This is a genomic window from Flavobacterium sp. DSR3-2 (assembly GCF_049896525.1).
Classification (GTDB): domain Bacteria; phylum Bacteroidota; class Bacteroidia; order Flavobacteriales; family Flavobacteriaceae; genus Flavobacterium.
This window is the reverse complement of the sequence record NZ_JAFCUM010000002.1, coordinates 118,946-133,272: the sequence shown is the minus strand read 5'-3', so window position 1 is coordinate 133,272 and position 14,327 is coordinate 118,946. Positions and strand designations below refer to the sequence as shown.

General features: G+C 34.0%; 16 protein-coding genes. 1 reads left to right on the top strand and 15 read right to left on the bottom strand.

Annotated elements, in window-relative coordinates:
* Nucleotides 1-3: 3 nt before the first annotated feature.
* The 3 genes from tsaB to ACP7AV_RS04140 all read right to left on the bottom strand — a co-directional run bounded on the left by tsaB (nucleotide 4) and on the right by ACP7AV_RS04140 (nucleotide 3,503).
* A complete protein-coding gene (gene tsaB / locus ACP7AV_RS04150; RefSeq protein WP_426091106.1) occupies nucleotides 4-672 on the bottom strand; it encodes a tRNA (adenosine(37)-N6)-threonylcarbamoyltransferase complex dimerization subunit type 1 TsaB in 669 nt (222 codons plus the stop codon).
* A gap of 83 nt (nucleotides 673-755) precedes the next feature.
* Nucleotides 756-2,060 (bottom strand): efflux RND transporter periplasmic adaptor subunit, encoded by a 1,305-nt coding sequence (locus tag ACP7AV_RS04145; RefSeq protein WP_426090872.1) that lies wholly within the window; start codon nucleotides 2,058-2,060, stop codon nucleotides 756-758.
* 6 nt (nucleotides 2,061-2,066) lie between these two features.
* On the bottom strand, nucleotides 2,067-3,503 hold the full coding sequence (locus tag ACP7AV_RS04140; RefSeq protein WP_426062981.1) for a TolC family protein: 1,437 nt from the start codon (nucleotides 3,501-3,503) through the stop codon (nucleotides 2,067-2,069).
* A gap of 193 nt (nucleotides 3,504-3,696) precedes the next feature.
* Between ACP7AV_RS04140 and ACP7AV_RS04135 the strand changes: the two genes are divergently transcribed.
* Nucleotides 3,697-5,106, top strand: a complete 1,410-nt coding sequence (locus ACP7AV_RS04135; protein WP_426090871.1) for a DUF4403 family protein — start codon at nucleotides 3,697-3,699, stop codon at nucleotides 5,104-5,106.
* Between the two features lie 112 nt (nucleotides 5,107-5,218).
* On the opposite strand, the gene ACP7AV_RS04130 is transcribed toward ACP7AV_RS04135, so the two are convergent.
* The 12 genes from ACP7AV_RS04130 to gcvH all read right to left on the bottom strand — a co-directional run bounded on the left by ACP7AV_RS04130 (nucleotide 5,219) and on the right by gcvH (nucleotide 14,267).
* Nucleotides 5,219-5,461 (bottom strand): hypothetical protein, encoded by a 243-nt coding sequence (locus ACP7AV_RS04130; RefSeq protein WP_426090870.1) that lies wholly within the window; start codon nucleotides 5,459-5,461, stop codon nucleotides 5,219-5,221.
* Nucleotides 5,462-5,477: 16 nt separating this feature from the next.
* Complete coding sequence (locus ACP7AV_RS04125) at nucleotides 5,478-6,020, bottom strand: DUF420 domain-containing protein (protein ID WP_426062978.1); 543 nt, start codon at nucleotides 6,018-6,020, stop codon at nucleotides 5,478-5,480.
* A 2-nt stretch (nucleotides 6,021-6,022) separates the two neighbouring features.
* On the bottom strand, nucleotides 6,023-6,709 hold the full coding sequence (locus ACP7AV_RS04120) for an SCO family protein (protein WP_426090869.1): 687 nt from the start codon (nucleotides 6,707-6,709) through the stop codon (nucleotides 6,023-6,025).
* Nucleotides 6,710-6,715: 6 nt separating this feature from the next.
* On the bottom strand, nucleotides 6,716-7,357 hold the full coding sequence (locus ACP7AV_RS04115; RefSeq protein ID WP_426062976.1) for a hypothetical protein: 642 nt from the start codon (nucleotides 7,355-7,357) through the stop codon (nucleotides 6,716-6,718).
* A 75-nt stretch (nucleotides 7,358-7,432) separates the two neighbouring features.
* Nucleotides 7,433-7,783 (bottom strand): cytochrome C oxidase subunit IV family protein, encoded by a 351-nt coding sequence (locus ACP7AV_RS04110; protein WP_426062975.1) that lies wholly within the window; start codon nucleotides 7,781-7,783, stop codon nucleotides 7,433-7,435.
* A gap of 18 nt (nucleotides 7,784-7,801) precedes the next feature.
* Nucleotides 7,802-8,779: a cytochrome c oxidase subunit 3 gene (locus tag ACP7AV_RS04105; protein ID WP_426090868.1), complete on the bottom strand. Its 978-nt coding sequence runs from the start codon at nucleotides 8,777-8,779 to the stop codon at nucleotides 7,802-7,804.
* 42 nt (nucleotides 8,780-8,821) lie between these two features.
* Nucleotides 8,822-9,409 carry a cytochrome c oxidase subunit 3 gene (locus tag ACP7AV_RS04100; RefSeq protein ID WP_426062973.1) on the bottom strand — a complete coding sequence of 196 codons (588 nt, stop codon included), beginning with the start codon at nucleotides 9,407-9,409 and terminating at the stop codon, nucleotides 8,822-8,824.
* 2 nt (nucleotides 9,410-9,411) lie between these two features.
* Nucleotides 9,412-10,314: a heme o synthase gene (cyoE, locus tag ACP7AV_RS04095; protein ID WP_426062972.1), complete on the bottom strand. Its 903-nt coding sequence runs from the start codon at nucleotides 10,312-10,314 to the stop codon at nucleotides 9,412-9,414.
* 81 nt (nucleotides 10,315-10,395) lie between these two features.
* On the bottom strand, nucleotides 10,396-12,519 hold the full coding sequence (locus tag ACP7AV_RS04090; RefSeq protein ID WP_426091105.1) for a gliding motility protein RemB: 2,124 nt from the start codon (nucleotides 12,517-12,519) through the stop codon (nucleotides 10,396-10,398).
* Between the two features lie 19 nt (nucleotides 12,520-12,538).
* Entirely contained in the window at nucleotides 12,539-13,282 is a 744-nt protein-coding gene (deoC, locus tag ACP7AV_RS04085) for a deoxyribose-phosphate aldolase (protein ID WP_426090867.1), read from the bottom strand.
* A 234-nt stretch (nucleotides 13,283-13,516) separates the two neighbouring features.
* On the bottom strand, nucleotides 13,517-13,807 hold the full coding sequence (locus ACP7AV_RS04080) for a VanZ family protein (RefSeq protein ID WP_426090866.1): 291 nt from the start codon (nucleotides 13,805-13,807) through the stop codon (nucleotides 13,517-13,519).
* Between the two features lie 79 nt (nucleotides 13,808-13,886).
* Nucleotides 13,887-14,267 (bottom strand): glycine cleavage system protein GcvH, encoded by a 381-nt coding sequence (gcvH, locus tag ACP7AV_RS04075; RefSeq protein WP_426062968.1) that lies wholly within the window; start codon nucleotides 14,265-14,267, stop codon nucleotides 13,887-13,889.
* Nucleotides 14,268-14,327: the final 60 nt, after the last annotated feature.

Below are 14,327 nucleotides of genomic sequence, written 5' to 3'. Positions count from 1 at the left end.
AATTTATTTCTTTGGAGCAGTAATCATAAAATCTTTAAGATAATACGGTTCAAAATAAGCGACATCAACCTTGTCGTTTATTTTAAATTTTTTATAACTCAAAGCACTCATCTCCTTCGCCGAAGGATATTTTATATCCTCTAAAAAAACATAATTGTCTTTATTTAATACTGATTTGCACTTTTCCGCACAATCACCCACGAAGTATAGTGTTTCCCTCAAATCTCCAAATGAATTTTCATCAATAATTTCGGCTAGAACTTCTCGTTTTTTTTCTAAAGTTGAAGAAAAAATAGCACTGTACACTTCCATTCTTCGGGCATCAATCATTGGAATAATCAGACCACTTGAAATAGTGACCTGTGACGCTAAAGCCTTTAAAGTATCCACAGCGATCAACGGAATATCTAATGCGTAACAGAGTCCTTTTGCAGCCGAAACCCCGATGCGCAATCCAGTGTATGAACCAGGCCCTTGACTTACGGCAATAGCTGATAAATCTTTAAACGCTATTCCGGCTTCTTTTATAATTTCTTCAATAAAAACATGAAGTCGTTCCGCATGGGAATACCCTTCCTGTGCAATTTCTTTGCAAAAAATCGTTTTTCCATCTTTTGCAAGAGCGACAGAACAATTTTTTGTCGCAGTTTCGATATTCAGTATATAGCCCAATTTCAGATTTTGTTTTAAATTAAAAATCACAATCACAAAATTAGATTTTATGATTGTGATTTCAAAATTGTTAACGTTATAGGTTACTTTTTACTTTCTCCTTTTTCTTTATCCGTTTTCAGCGTTACTCTGTCGCCTGAATTTAAATCCTTAGTTACCGTTGCATAAGGTCCCGTAATCACTATGTCTCCTTTTTTAAGCCCAGTCATAACTTCAATATTGGTGTCATCTTGAATGCCGGTTTTAATAATTCTAATTTTAGCTTTATCCCCAACTTTTACAAACACACACTCGAATTTTTTATCGCTTTTAGGCGCAGCTCCCTTTTGCTCTTCCTTAGAATCAACTACAACAATGTCTTTTACAGCGGCAGTATCTGATTTTATAACAACAGCACTAATTGGCAGTGATAACACATTACTTTTAGTTTCAGTAATAATGTCCACCGTTGCTGTCATTCCAGGTCTAAAAGGAGAATAAGTATCTGGTTTTCCTTCCAATAAATCTTCGTATGATTCTTTCAAAATTCTAACTTTAACTTTAAAATTAGTTACTTGATCTGCCGTCAAAGCAGAACTGGCGGAGTTTGAAATACTAGTTACAATACCTTTGAATTGTTTTTTCAAATACGCATCCACTTCCACATTCGCTTCGTCTCCCACTTTTATTTTTACGATATCATTTTCATTAACATCGACTTCAACTTCCATATTATTCAAATTGGCCACTCTCAAAATTTCTGTTCCAGTCATTTGTTGTGTCCCTAAAACGCGTTCTCCTAATTCAACGTTTAACATCGAAATAGTTCCATCTGCGGGAGCATAAATTGTAGTTCGGCCTAAGTTGTCTTTGGCTTCGTTTACTGTTGCGGAGGCACTTTGAACATTAAAATAAGCATTCTGTTTGGCTGCTTTTCCTACTTCATAAGACGCAATTGCTTTATCCCAATCAGCTTTTGAAATAATTCCTTTTTCGAACAAAGTTTTATTTCTGTCGTAATTGGATTTTGATTCTTTGAAAGAGGCATCTGCCTGGCTTAAATTTGCTCTGGTTCCTGACAAGTTTGAAACCGACCTATTGTACCCCGAAGTATATAAATCCGGATTTATTTTTACCAACAAATCTCCTTTTTTTACCACTTGACCTTCTTTTACATTCAAGGAAATAATTTCTCCAGATACTTCTGACGAAATTTTTACTTCAATTTCCGGTTGAATTTTCCCTGTCGCCGAAACCGTTTCGACAATTGTCGTTGGTATGACTTGAGTAATTTCAACTTCGGTTCCCTTATCTTTATTTCCGATAACGCCCGTTTTTGAAAGTATTACAAGACCAGCAATGATTATTACTGCTCCACCTATTAGGATATAAATTGTTTTCTTAGACATAATAAATTAGTTTTTGATAAGAGGAATTCCAAAATAGAATTCTAAAATTTTGATTTTGAAAATATAATCGTACTTGGTTCTGATGACTTCTGATTGTGCATTGGTCAGTAAGGTTTGCGACTGGTTAAAATCAAAAGAGTTCATCAAACCTACATCGTATCTTTCTTTAGCATAATTATACGCTCCTTGTCTGGCTTCTAATGCGACAACTGACGATTCGTACGCATTCAACGCTCCTTTTGCATCTGTAAATGCTGTAAAAACATTTCTCTGTAAATCCAAATCTTGTTGCTCCACAGCAATTTTTGATCGCTCTAAACTCACTTTGGAACGCTCTACATTGTTCCTTACTGAAAACCCATTAAATATTGGCACCGAAAGCTGGATTCCAAAAGACTGCCCTTTATTGTCACCGAATTGATTAAAAAACGGAGATGGGTTCCCCAACACCGGAGAGAAGTTATTAGTCAAAACATTTTGATTTGTACCCTGTACATATCCCACGGTCGAAGTAGGATTTAAGGTATTTGGAATAATACTTACAACTCTGTCACTGTAAGCAACCCTGGAATTAAAACTGTAAAACCCTTGTAAAGTAGGCTGAAAAGCACCTCTTGCGATTTTAACATCTTTTTGGGCAATTTCTAAATTAGTTCTAGCAATTTTCAATTCTGTTCTACTTTCTACCGCTTTGTCATAAATAGCGACTGGCGTTTGTGCCAAAATATTATTCCCATCTCTCATATTTGTGTCATCCACAACATCAAAATTTTCAAAATCTTTTAACTGTAATAATTGCGCTAAACTTAATTTCGAGATTAATAATGCATTATCCGCGGCAATAACATTTTGGTTGTTTGATGCTACCGTAGCTTTGATGTCCAATAAATCGCCACGAGGAATCGATCCTGCATTAACTAATTCTTCTGAACGAGTATATTGCTTTTGATTTATCCCCAATTGTTCTTTCTGTACTTTTAAGTTTTCTTTATTGAAAAGCACCTGCAAAAAAGCATTAGCCACATTCAAGGCAATATCTTCCTGCATTTTCAGCAATTGATATTTGGCTGCCACTATTGAAAGGTTGGCTTTGCGAAGCGTATTCTGATTTTGCAATCCCTTGTAAATATCTACACCAACATTAGCACCGGCAGAGGTAAATTGTGTCGTTTGATTTTGAAGTAAACCTGTTGTAATATCCTGGTTTAAACCGATATTCCAAGAATGGGATGCATTGGCATTCAATGATGGAAGGAAATTTCCAAACGCTCCTTTTTTATCAATGGCGGCCGTTTTAATATCTAACTCGGATTGCTTAATGGAAATGTTATTTTGTATGGCGTATTTAACACATTCCTCTAAGGTCCAAATTTTTGGTTGTGCCTGAACTGCTACGCAACAAACTAACATGACAATTAAACTGAGAAAACTTCTTTTTTCCATATATTTTTGAATAAAAGCGCAGCATAGCCGCAAACAAATTTAACTTTTTCTAATAAAAACTTATGAAATAATATAAAATATTTTAATCATAAATCAGTTATAAAACAATTAGACTTTGGAACTTATCATTTGTTACAAAAATTGATAAAAAAAGAATTCTTTTGTTAATTTTGTTTTTTTTAAATCCCGTAAAATGCTTAAATTCTCTTTAATTATACTTTTATTAGGTTCAATTTTACTCGTTTCAAGTTGTGCTACAACCAATAAAATAAACGCTTTAAAACCAGAACCTGACGACGCAACACCATTAGTTTACGAAAACATTGCTTCGTACATAAATATGCCTATAAGTGTCAAACTAAAAGATATCGAGAACCAAACTAATGTTGTATTAAGCGGATTAATTTATGAAGACAATAACATTGAAGACGATGATATTGAAATGAAGGTTTGGAAGCTGGCTCCCATTACAATCAAAAATGAAACTGGCGGAAAAGGCGAAAAAATAAGAACCGTTTTACCTTTAAAAGCGATTGTAAAATATAGAATTGGCACCAAAAAAATGGGAGTCGAAATGTACGATACACGTGAATTTAATCTTGATGGTGTTGTGACTTTAGTAAGCGACGTGACGTTGATAAATTGGAAACTAAACACAAAAACGGAACTAAAATCTTTAGATTGGAATGAAAGTCCTACGATTACCGTTTTTGGAAAAAATGTTCCAGTTACTTACCTAATTAATTCCGGCGTAAAACTTTTTAAATCAAAAATTGAAAAGAAAATTGACGATGCCATTGTAAAAGCTATGGATTTTAAACCAAATGTTTTGACTGCTTTAGAAAAAATTTGCGTTCCGTTCCTGATGAATGACACTTATGAAAGCTGGCTACGAATTGTGCCTATTGAAATATACTCGACCAATGCGAAATTGAAAAATGACACTTTCGTACTGGAAATGGGAATGAAATGCAATATGGAAACATTAATGGGAAAACAACCAGAATCAAAATTCAATGCCTCCAAAATTATCTTAAAATCCGTTACCAAAATTCCGGAAGATATTACGGCTAATATAGTTGCCATTTCGACCTATCAAGAAGCTTCAAAAATCATGACTAAGAATTTTGCGGGACAGGTATTTGGCTCGGGTTCCCAGAAAATTCAAGTTCAAAATGTAGCAATTTGGCACAAAAAAGGAAAAATGATTATTGCTTTAGAAGTATTGGGATCTGTAAATGGAACTATTTATTTAACTGGTTTCCCACAATATAACGACGAGACCAAAGAAGTATTTTTCGACCAATTAGATTATGTTTTAGATACAAAAAACAAATTGATGCGAACTGCAAATTGGCTTGCACAGGGATTAGTGCTCAAAAAAATTGAACAAAGTTGCAGATACTCTATAAAACCAAACCTTGAAGAAGGTCAAAAGAGCATGATGACGTATTTAAAAAACTATTCTCCTATGCAAGGTGTTTTTGTTAATGGAAAAATAGAAGAGGTTCAATTCCAAAAAATACAACTAACCAATCAGGCTATCATTGCCTTTATAAATGTGAAAGGAATAGTGAACGTATCAGTAAACGGATTAAAATAGCTTGCACTGTTCGCACTTAGTCGTAAATAGAAAGATACTTTAAACTAAAATACGCTTTATTAAAATTGATTTTAAAATTGAAATAAATATCTTGTCTAAAAAACAGTAATCATTAGCTTGTTTTTTTCTTTTTCATTCGATAAATAGCGTAGCCAATTCCCGCCACCAGAATGTAAGGAATTACCATTAAGTAAACAATACCGTCATTCACCGCTGCAGCTTGCTTTGCATTGCCTTCACTGGTTAATGCAGCGCGACACATGGCACATTGCGCATTCATAGTACCGCTGAATAATCCAAAAACCAGCAGAAAGGTATAAATTACAACCTTGCCTACATTGTCTTTGATTGTCATTTCTGTATTCTTATCTTTAATAAACATAGTATGGTGAAATCATTAAATAAACAACTACTCCAGTTACGGCAACATACAACCAGATTGGGAAAGTGATTTTCGCAATTTTTTTATGCCTTTCAAAATTTCCTGATAATGCTCTCACATAGGCAATTAAAACCATAGGAATAATTGCAATAGATAAAATAATATGAGTAATCAAAATAAAGAAATAAATGTATTTGATAGCTCCTTCTCCTCCGAACTTGGTGGAATCAGAAGTCATGTGATACGCAACATACATCACTAAAAAAGCAACAGATAATGCAATCGCACCAGTCATCAATCTTTCGTGAAGTTTTCTTTTACCATTCTTTATCGCAATTACAGCCGCAACTAGTAGGATTGCAGTAATTCCGTTTGTAGTGGCATAAATGGGCGGTAAAAAAGAAAGAGGTTCCACATTATAACCAAAATCTTTTAGTTTAACTCCAAAAAGAATAGCTACCGCAACTGGTATTATGATTGATACCGCTATGATTAACGAATTGAATTTTTGTTCCAAAGAATTATTTTCCATTTTTATTCTTTTAATAAAATATTAATATCCTGTTGAATGTTTCGAACTCCTTTTTTATCCAAACCATCATAATATAAAATTGGATTTCCAAATTCATCATTTCGACAACGTATGTTTCCATTTTTATCAATCAAAGCAAACAAACCTGAATGTTCAAAACCACCGGCTACTTTTTTGTTTTCACCCGCATATAGATTAAATCCTTTATTGGCTAAATTAAAAATATACGCTTTGTCGCCTGTTAAAAAATTCCAGTTGGAAGATTTTGCCCCTAAGAACTTTGCGTGCTCCTTTAATACTTTTGCTGTATCATGTTCCGGATCAATTGTAATTGAAACAATTCCAAAATTAGGGTTGCCAAAAAAACTCTTTTCTAAAACCAACATACTTTCATTCATTTTTGGACAAATGGTAGGACAGGTGGTAAAGAAAAACTCCAATACATAGACTTTCCCTTTATATGTTTCATTTGTGATCTTCTTATTGTCTTGATTTATTAATTCAAATTTAGGCGCAGGACCTATTTTAAGTAATTGCCCTTCTTCTGCAGTTACAGGATTAACGCTGTCTAAACGGTCTCCTTGAACTACTTTGTCATTCTTAATCCTATCAACAATTTTTGGAATAGCATAAATTCCAAAAATCAAAATAATGAAGGAGATTCCGATGTATGATTTATTTTTAAACATAAAATATTAAATTTTTCTGGTGGCGTTATTGTTCTTTTTTAGCGCTGCACGATATTCATACAGAATCACTTTAAAATCATCAAGCATTTCATTACTCAACTCCGCTGGATGAAATGTATTGTACCCCTCTTTGGCGTTTTTCACTAGTTTTCTGCCACGAAGATTACGTTTTTTATCAATGATGTAAACTTTTGGCGTACCGGTATGTTTATCTAATTTCTCAGCTAATTTTAATTGATCATAATATCTGTTGATAGCTTCGGTTGATGCGAAAACAAATCGCCATTGCTTGACATCAGTGAAAGCTCCCAACGCATCCACCACTTTTTTAGCATCTTTTTCAGTACCAGTTGGACAAATCATTACAAACTGAACATCTTTGAACTCATGATACCTTTGATAAATTTTTTGATTTAAATTGAAAAGATTTCCTCTGTTTTTTAAGAGTTCATTACCCATAAAACCAAGAATCGTTACTTTGCCATTCAAACTAACTTTTTTACCGTCTAAAGATTGCCAGTCACCCAAATCAACTGTGTTAGGAGTTATGGTCGGTAATTTGGTAAAACCATTAACACCGGAAGCAAAAAAAAGATACGCAACAATAGGCAAAATAAAAAGAACGAAAAGGACAATATTTTTTTTCATTGTAGTGAAAGTTATTAAAGTACAAAAATAAAAAAAGGTACGCAATGCGTACCCTCTTTTTGAATTAATATCTTATTAAAAATTCCATTTTATCGTAGAATTTTTAAAAACCTCATAAATATAATCCCCTTCTGTCAAAAGAATAAAGAGTATGTATAATATCAGAAAAATTAGGGGAAAAACAACTGCACTTCTTAAAGTACTTTTTTCTCCTTCCATGTGCATGAAGGCATAAACTATATAATACGCTTTGTAAACTGTAAGAGCGTAAAATATCCAATTCAGTAAATTCATACCCATAAAATTGTTCATATGAAGCACATCAGGTTTTAAAATACCCAAAATAACTTCTACTACTGTAACGGCGGATAATATTGCGAAAACTTTCCAGATTCTACCGATATTAGATACGTGTTCGTGTGACATGATAATTACTTTTTGAAATTAAACTAGATAGAAAACTGTAAATACAAAAACCCAAACTAAATCGACAAAGTGCCAATAAAGACCTACTTTCTCTACCATTTCATAGCTTCTTCTTTTTTCATATGTTCCAACTAATACATTGAAAAATATGATGATGTTTATGATTACTCCAGAAAAAACGTGGAATCCGTGGAATCCCGTGATAAAGAAAAAGAAGTCAGCAAATAATTTACTTCCGTATTCGTTTCTGACCAAATTGGCGCCTTCTACCACATAATGTGCCTGACTCAATCTTGCTTCAGACTCTTCTCTTGATAGAATTGTTTTTTGCTTCTCTTTGGTTATTACCTCAGTTCTGATTAGAAGTTCAGGATGCGCTTTAAATCCCGCTTGAACTTCGGCAACAGAGTACGATGGTAAAACTGGCTCATCCATGAACCATTTCCCTTTATTTTTCGTCAGTTGTTCTCTTTCTTCCGGTAAAATGGCCGCGAAATCAGCCAAAGCTACACGCTTGCCGTCTTTATCCACAAACTGAAGTAAACTTCCTCCTTTTGTTTCAACAGCTCCGTATTCACCTTTGATGAAATTTTTCCATTCCCAAGCTTGAGATCCTACGAAAATCAAACCACCAATAATGGTTAAAAACATGTAAAGAACTACTTTATTTTTTTTCATCTGATGCCCTGCATCAACAGCTAGCACCATTGTTACAGATGAGAAAATCAAAATAAAAGTCATTAATGCCACGTAATACATCGGAGCAGATACTCCATGCATAAATGGGAAGTGAGTGAACACTTCATCAGCCAAAGGCCATGTTTCAATAAATTTAAATCTAGAAAAACCATACGCGGCTAAAAATCCCGAGAATGTTAAGGCATCTGACACGATAAAAAACCACATCATTAATTTGCCATAACTTGCTCCCATTGGCTCATTGCCGCCTCCCCAAGTTTTTCCTTCACTATTTGCAGTAGTAACTGTCGCTTCCATAAAAGTTATTCGTTAAAAAGTTCCCAAATTTACGTTTTTTTCTTATTTAAAGAAATATAAAAACAAAAACAAATAAACCCACAATAAGTCAAGAAAGTGCCAGTACATTGCACCAAGTTCAATTCCAAGGGTTTGAGATGAATTGTATTTTTGTTTAAAATGATTATAAATTATAATTAGAAGTGAAATCACGCCACCCGCAAGGTGAATCAAGTGCACAACGGTAACAACGTATAAAAAAGTAGTGGTTATTGAGCTTCCGCTTCCGGTGAAATAATGACCATTATCAATTATTTGTCCAAAACCTACGAACTGTAAAACTACAAACAATATTCCTAGAACTAAAGTAGTCAAAAGAAAAATTGTCGTTTTACTTTGATTGTTTTTTTGAATTGCTTTTTTAGCCAAATGAAAAGTAATGCTACATCCTATTATCACAATAGTACTGTAATAAAAAGCTGTTGGTAATTGAAAATCCTTCAACCAGTCAGCTCTGGATTTACTCACTACAAAAGCACTGGTAAGTCCAGCGAACATCATGATCATACTTACCATTCCAAACAACAAAATCAATTTGTAGGATCTTGCCGTTCTGGATTTTTGTTCCTCAGTTGTCATTATCATCTCCATAACTATCTTAAAAATTTATCAAATATATAAACCAATTGTAACAATGTAATGTAAGAAACACTAACTAACATTAATGTTCTTGCTGCTTTTGGAGTTCTCGATTTGTATAATCGAACAGCGTAAAAAAGCATCCATAGTCCAAGTAAAAACACAACAATTGCAGCAATTGGCGTCAGGTAAAGACGTCCTGTATAACCCAATACAGGCAAAAGTGACGCTAAAATCAACCAAATGGTGTATAAAATAATCTGCAAGGCGGTGCCTTTATCTTTTTTACCTGTGGGTAACATAAAAAAACCTGCTTTTTCATAATCTTCATACAAAAACCAACCAATAGCCCAAAAATGCGGAAATTGCCAAAAAAACTGAATTAAAAACAAAGTTCCCGCTTCTATTCCAAATTCTCCAGTTGCCGCAACCCAACCCAACATAAAAGGAATTGCTCCTGGAAAAGCTCCAACAAAAACAGACAATGACGTTACGGTTTTCAAGGGAGTATAAACACTCGTATATAAAAATATCGAAACTGCGCCAAACATTGCGGTTTTTGGATTGATAGTATACAGCAAAGCAATTCCAACAATCGTTAAAAGACTTGCAATAATCAAAGCTGTAACCCGAGACATTCTGCCGGCTGGAACAGGACGGTTTTTAGTTCTGTCCATCAAGGCATCCAAATCTTTTTCGATCACTTGATTAAAAGCATTTGACGCTCCCACCATACAATAACCACCAACTGCTAATTTTAACAAAACCGTCCAATCTAATGAATGCAAATCATAAATACCCAACATAAATCCAGCGATAGACGAAAATACAACACTAATAGCTAAACGTGCTTTAGTGATTTCTCGGAAATCAATATAATTGGATTTTAATGAAAATGTACTTTGTGTTGCGTTCAATACTAGCGTTTATTTGTTCTTAAAAACTTTTGCAAAAGTAGTACATCAAAAGGGATTTGACAAAAAACAATTCACAAAAAATTAATAATCAAAATACCAATTGAAAATATCAGCTCTTAGCCCCAAAGTTAACCAATTAGTGCTCTGATTGAAAGTAGTTGCCGTATTTTTTGTTGGATCAAAACTTCTATAAATATAACTTCCGAAGAGTTTTAAATTTGTAGCCGGATTTACTAAATAACCTCCTTGAAAATCAGCAATAAAAACAGCGGTTTTATTTCCTTGTCCCACTTTTACTCCGCTATCAAACGGTCTTTTTTCATCATAATCTTTATAGATATTTCCACCGTAATTGAAATTATCCGTAGCGGTATCAAAATCCAGTCCTCGAGTTCCCATAGTAATTTTTGCATCAGCAAAATACCTTCCTTTGTGATAACGGGCAATGGCGATTAATTCTTTGAAATTCCCTCCCCATTGGTGGCCTATACTTTGGTTGTTGTGCCCATAATTTGTAATTGGCATGCTATGAGAATATACATACGGACGCACATGATTGTATTCTAATTGCAACAGTAAATTATCTACTTTAAAAGCGTTGTAGTACTTAACACCCAGCTGATAACCGTATTTATTTTTCCAACTATTATCGCCTTTTTTGACGTCTCCAAGAGAAAATTCATCCAGAATAAACTGTCCGTAAAAATTAATTTGATTGCTCCATTTGTATTTATATGTCAACCCTAAAATTGCATTTCCGCTTCTGGCCGAAGATGCAAATTCAACCGAACGATAAAAAATAATTGGATTCACAAAACTCACGTCAAATCCTCTGTCATTCGTATTAGTCCAAATCACAGATTCAAAGAAACCAAGATTTAATTTATTAGAAACATTCCAACTCAAATAATGATTTGCCATAAACTTGGTGGCATACGTTCGCTCTAATGTTACTTCCGGTCGAACATCTTTGAGCCACATGTACGTATTGGTATATTTTATTTTCCAAAAATTAGTATTCAATTTAAAATAAGGATACGGGCTGGCACCATCACTTTCTAATAAAGATCGGTATCCATCCCCAATGAAATTTCTTCCGTAACCCAACTGTAAATCGACATGTTTACTCGGCGTAAAAGTCAAATTGGCTTCCGCCGATGGGAAATCATAAGCATCCGTTTTGAAATCTTTTGCAATTCCCACTCCAGAAATAATAGCTGGATTTCCTCCTGCAGGTCTAATTGATTTTGCGTAATTGTTAAAGTAATCCGCAAAACGTCCCTGACTTTCAAAAACAGTTGTGGTAAAATTCAGCATTTTGCCCAAACCACCACGAAAATTGATTCCGCGTGTATTTACATAGGTATACGAAACATCACTCTTAGAAGCTTTACCAGTTTGCAAATCAAATATTGGATTTAGTGTAAACCAATAGTCATCCCCTTGAATTTCGACCATGTTTTCATTCCATAATTTTCTCGCCCACCAACTTGAGGATTTCTTTCTTAGCTTCTCATTTACTGCCTTGAGATCATAATATTTAGAAACTTCTGCATATGTGTACGGCTTTGAAGCAGTATGATTGTTACTCCCCATTTGGTTTAACGAAGCATCAAACTGCGCATAATAACTATGTGAAAACGGGATGTTCAAATGACTCTCGAACTCAGGACTATTGAATTTCTTGTAAATAATACTATCCAGTTCCGTTAGCTTTTTTGTGTTGTTGGGAACGATTTTGGCTTGCGCCAAAGTTTCAGTGGCTACTGCTTCCCTACTTTTCAAAGGAATCGAAATTGTCATGGTAAACTTAGCGTACGTTGGTTTTCCATTATATGTTGATGACTGGATTTTTGGGAATTTACCAAAAACTCTTTTCGTTTCAGCAATCAATTTCTCCTCAGTTGCATCAACGTAAATCACTTTAAAAAATCCATTACTGTCTACTTCAAAAAGTACTTTTATATTGCCTTGAAAATTGTTTTGTTTCAAATCCTCCGGAACTTCAAAATTTGCAAAAACAAAATCCTGAACCTGATTGTAAAAACACGTCTCTAATGCATTTGATTGTAAGTTGGCGCAATCCGAAAAAACAGGAAAACGTTCCGCAGTACTCCCTGATTGAACAGTAACACTTGTAATTTCTTGCGCAGAAATTAAAAAAGAATTCAAAAGTATCAGTAAAACTAAAAATCCTTTGTTCATGCTTATTTTCTTTTTGAATTTAATATTCATCATTTGAATTTTGACCATTAGCTATCATTTTCGCACCTGAAGTTCCTATTCTTTTCACCCCTAACTGAATCATTGCAACCGCTTCATCATAGGTTCTGACTCCGCCAGCAGCTTTTACCGGAAGAGGCGAGGCATTTTCAAGCATCATCGTTATGGCAGGAATAGTGGCGCCATTTGGTAAATCATTTTCAGTTTTATAAAATCCGGTGGAAGACTTCACAAAAACTTGAGGAAACAGCTCTTGTTCAAAATTAGAAACAACAACATTTTTTATCAAGCTTGATAATTGAATAATTTCTTTTTCGGTTAGTGCTGCCACTTCAATAATCCATTTTACAACTTTCTTGTGAGCCAAACCGAATTGGGTACATTTTAGAATTTCTTCTTTAACGACATCAATTTCACCATTCTTGAAAGCTTCGTAATTGCATACAAAATCCAAATCATCTGCGCCATCCTGAATAGCCTGAGCAGCTTCTTTGAGTTTATCTTCTAATGAAGATTTCCCTTCTGGAAAATCAATTACAGTACCTATTTGGACAATCGAATTCGATTCCGTAATCATTTTTTTTGCTAACGAAACCATATTTGGCCGAATCATGATAAGTTTAAAATGCTCTTCAATAGCTTCCTGAATAAATTCCTTAACGATAAGAATATTTTTTTCTTCACTGATTCCCACCTGTTCAGCCGTTTTTAAATAGGTTGAATCTAAATATTGCTTGATATTCATGGCGTTTTTGATTTCTTTGTAATAACGAATTCTGACTCACAAAAATACATTATATCTGCACATAAGTTTCATATAACACGCTACTATTTCTTTTTTTTAAACGTAAACCAAAGCTCCCTGCCATATATATAAAACAAGACTTTAAATAACATCGTTGAAAACATTATTCATCCCTTTCCTAAAACCTGCAAAAACAAAAAATCCCACCGAAGTGGGACTTTATTTATTTTAAAATTATCTGAGCTTAGTATTTAACCCAAATAAAAGAACAAGCACTACTGCTAAAGTCGCTCCAGATACATTTGCTAAAACATCAAGTATATCTGCATGTCTGGTTGTCGTTAGTAATTCTTGTGCTATTTCGATTCCTATTCCAAAAAAAACAGAAAACAGAAACGAAGCAATCAAGGGATTAAAACTATTGGCATCAATTGCCCGGCTTTTAAAAAACAAAAAACAAAACGATGTAAGCACAAAATGAAAAAAGGCATGCACCAATTTATCCAAATTTGAAACATTTCCCATTGGGACATTATTCAATTGTACCAAACAAAAAAAAGCAATTATTCCAGTCCAAAGTAAAGCGACCCAAAAATAAAGCTGTTTACGCACCTATTAATTCTTTGTATGATTCACTAGAAAGCAATCCATCAACTTCAACCATATTAGCTATTTTTACTTTGATCATCCATCCAGCACCGTAAGGATCAGAATTTACACTTTCCGGATTACTTTCTAAAGCGTCGTTGAAAGCAATGATTTCACCTGCTACTGGAAGAAACAAATCGGAAACCGTTTTTACCGCTTCCACTGTTCCAAATACTTCATCTTTTTCTAAGGATTGATCTAAAGTCTCTACCTCAACATAAACGATATCTCCTAATTCTTTTTGAGCAAAATCAGTAATTCCTACTGTTGCGATATCGCCTTCAATACTAACCCATTCGTGATCTTTTGTGTACTTTAAATTTGCTGGTATGTTCATCTAAATTGTAATTGATAATTATTAATTGATAATTGAAATTTTCTTTGACAAATGTAACAA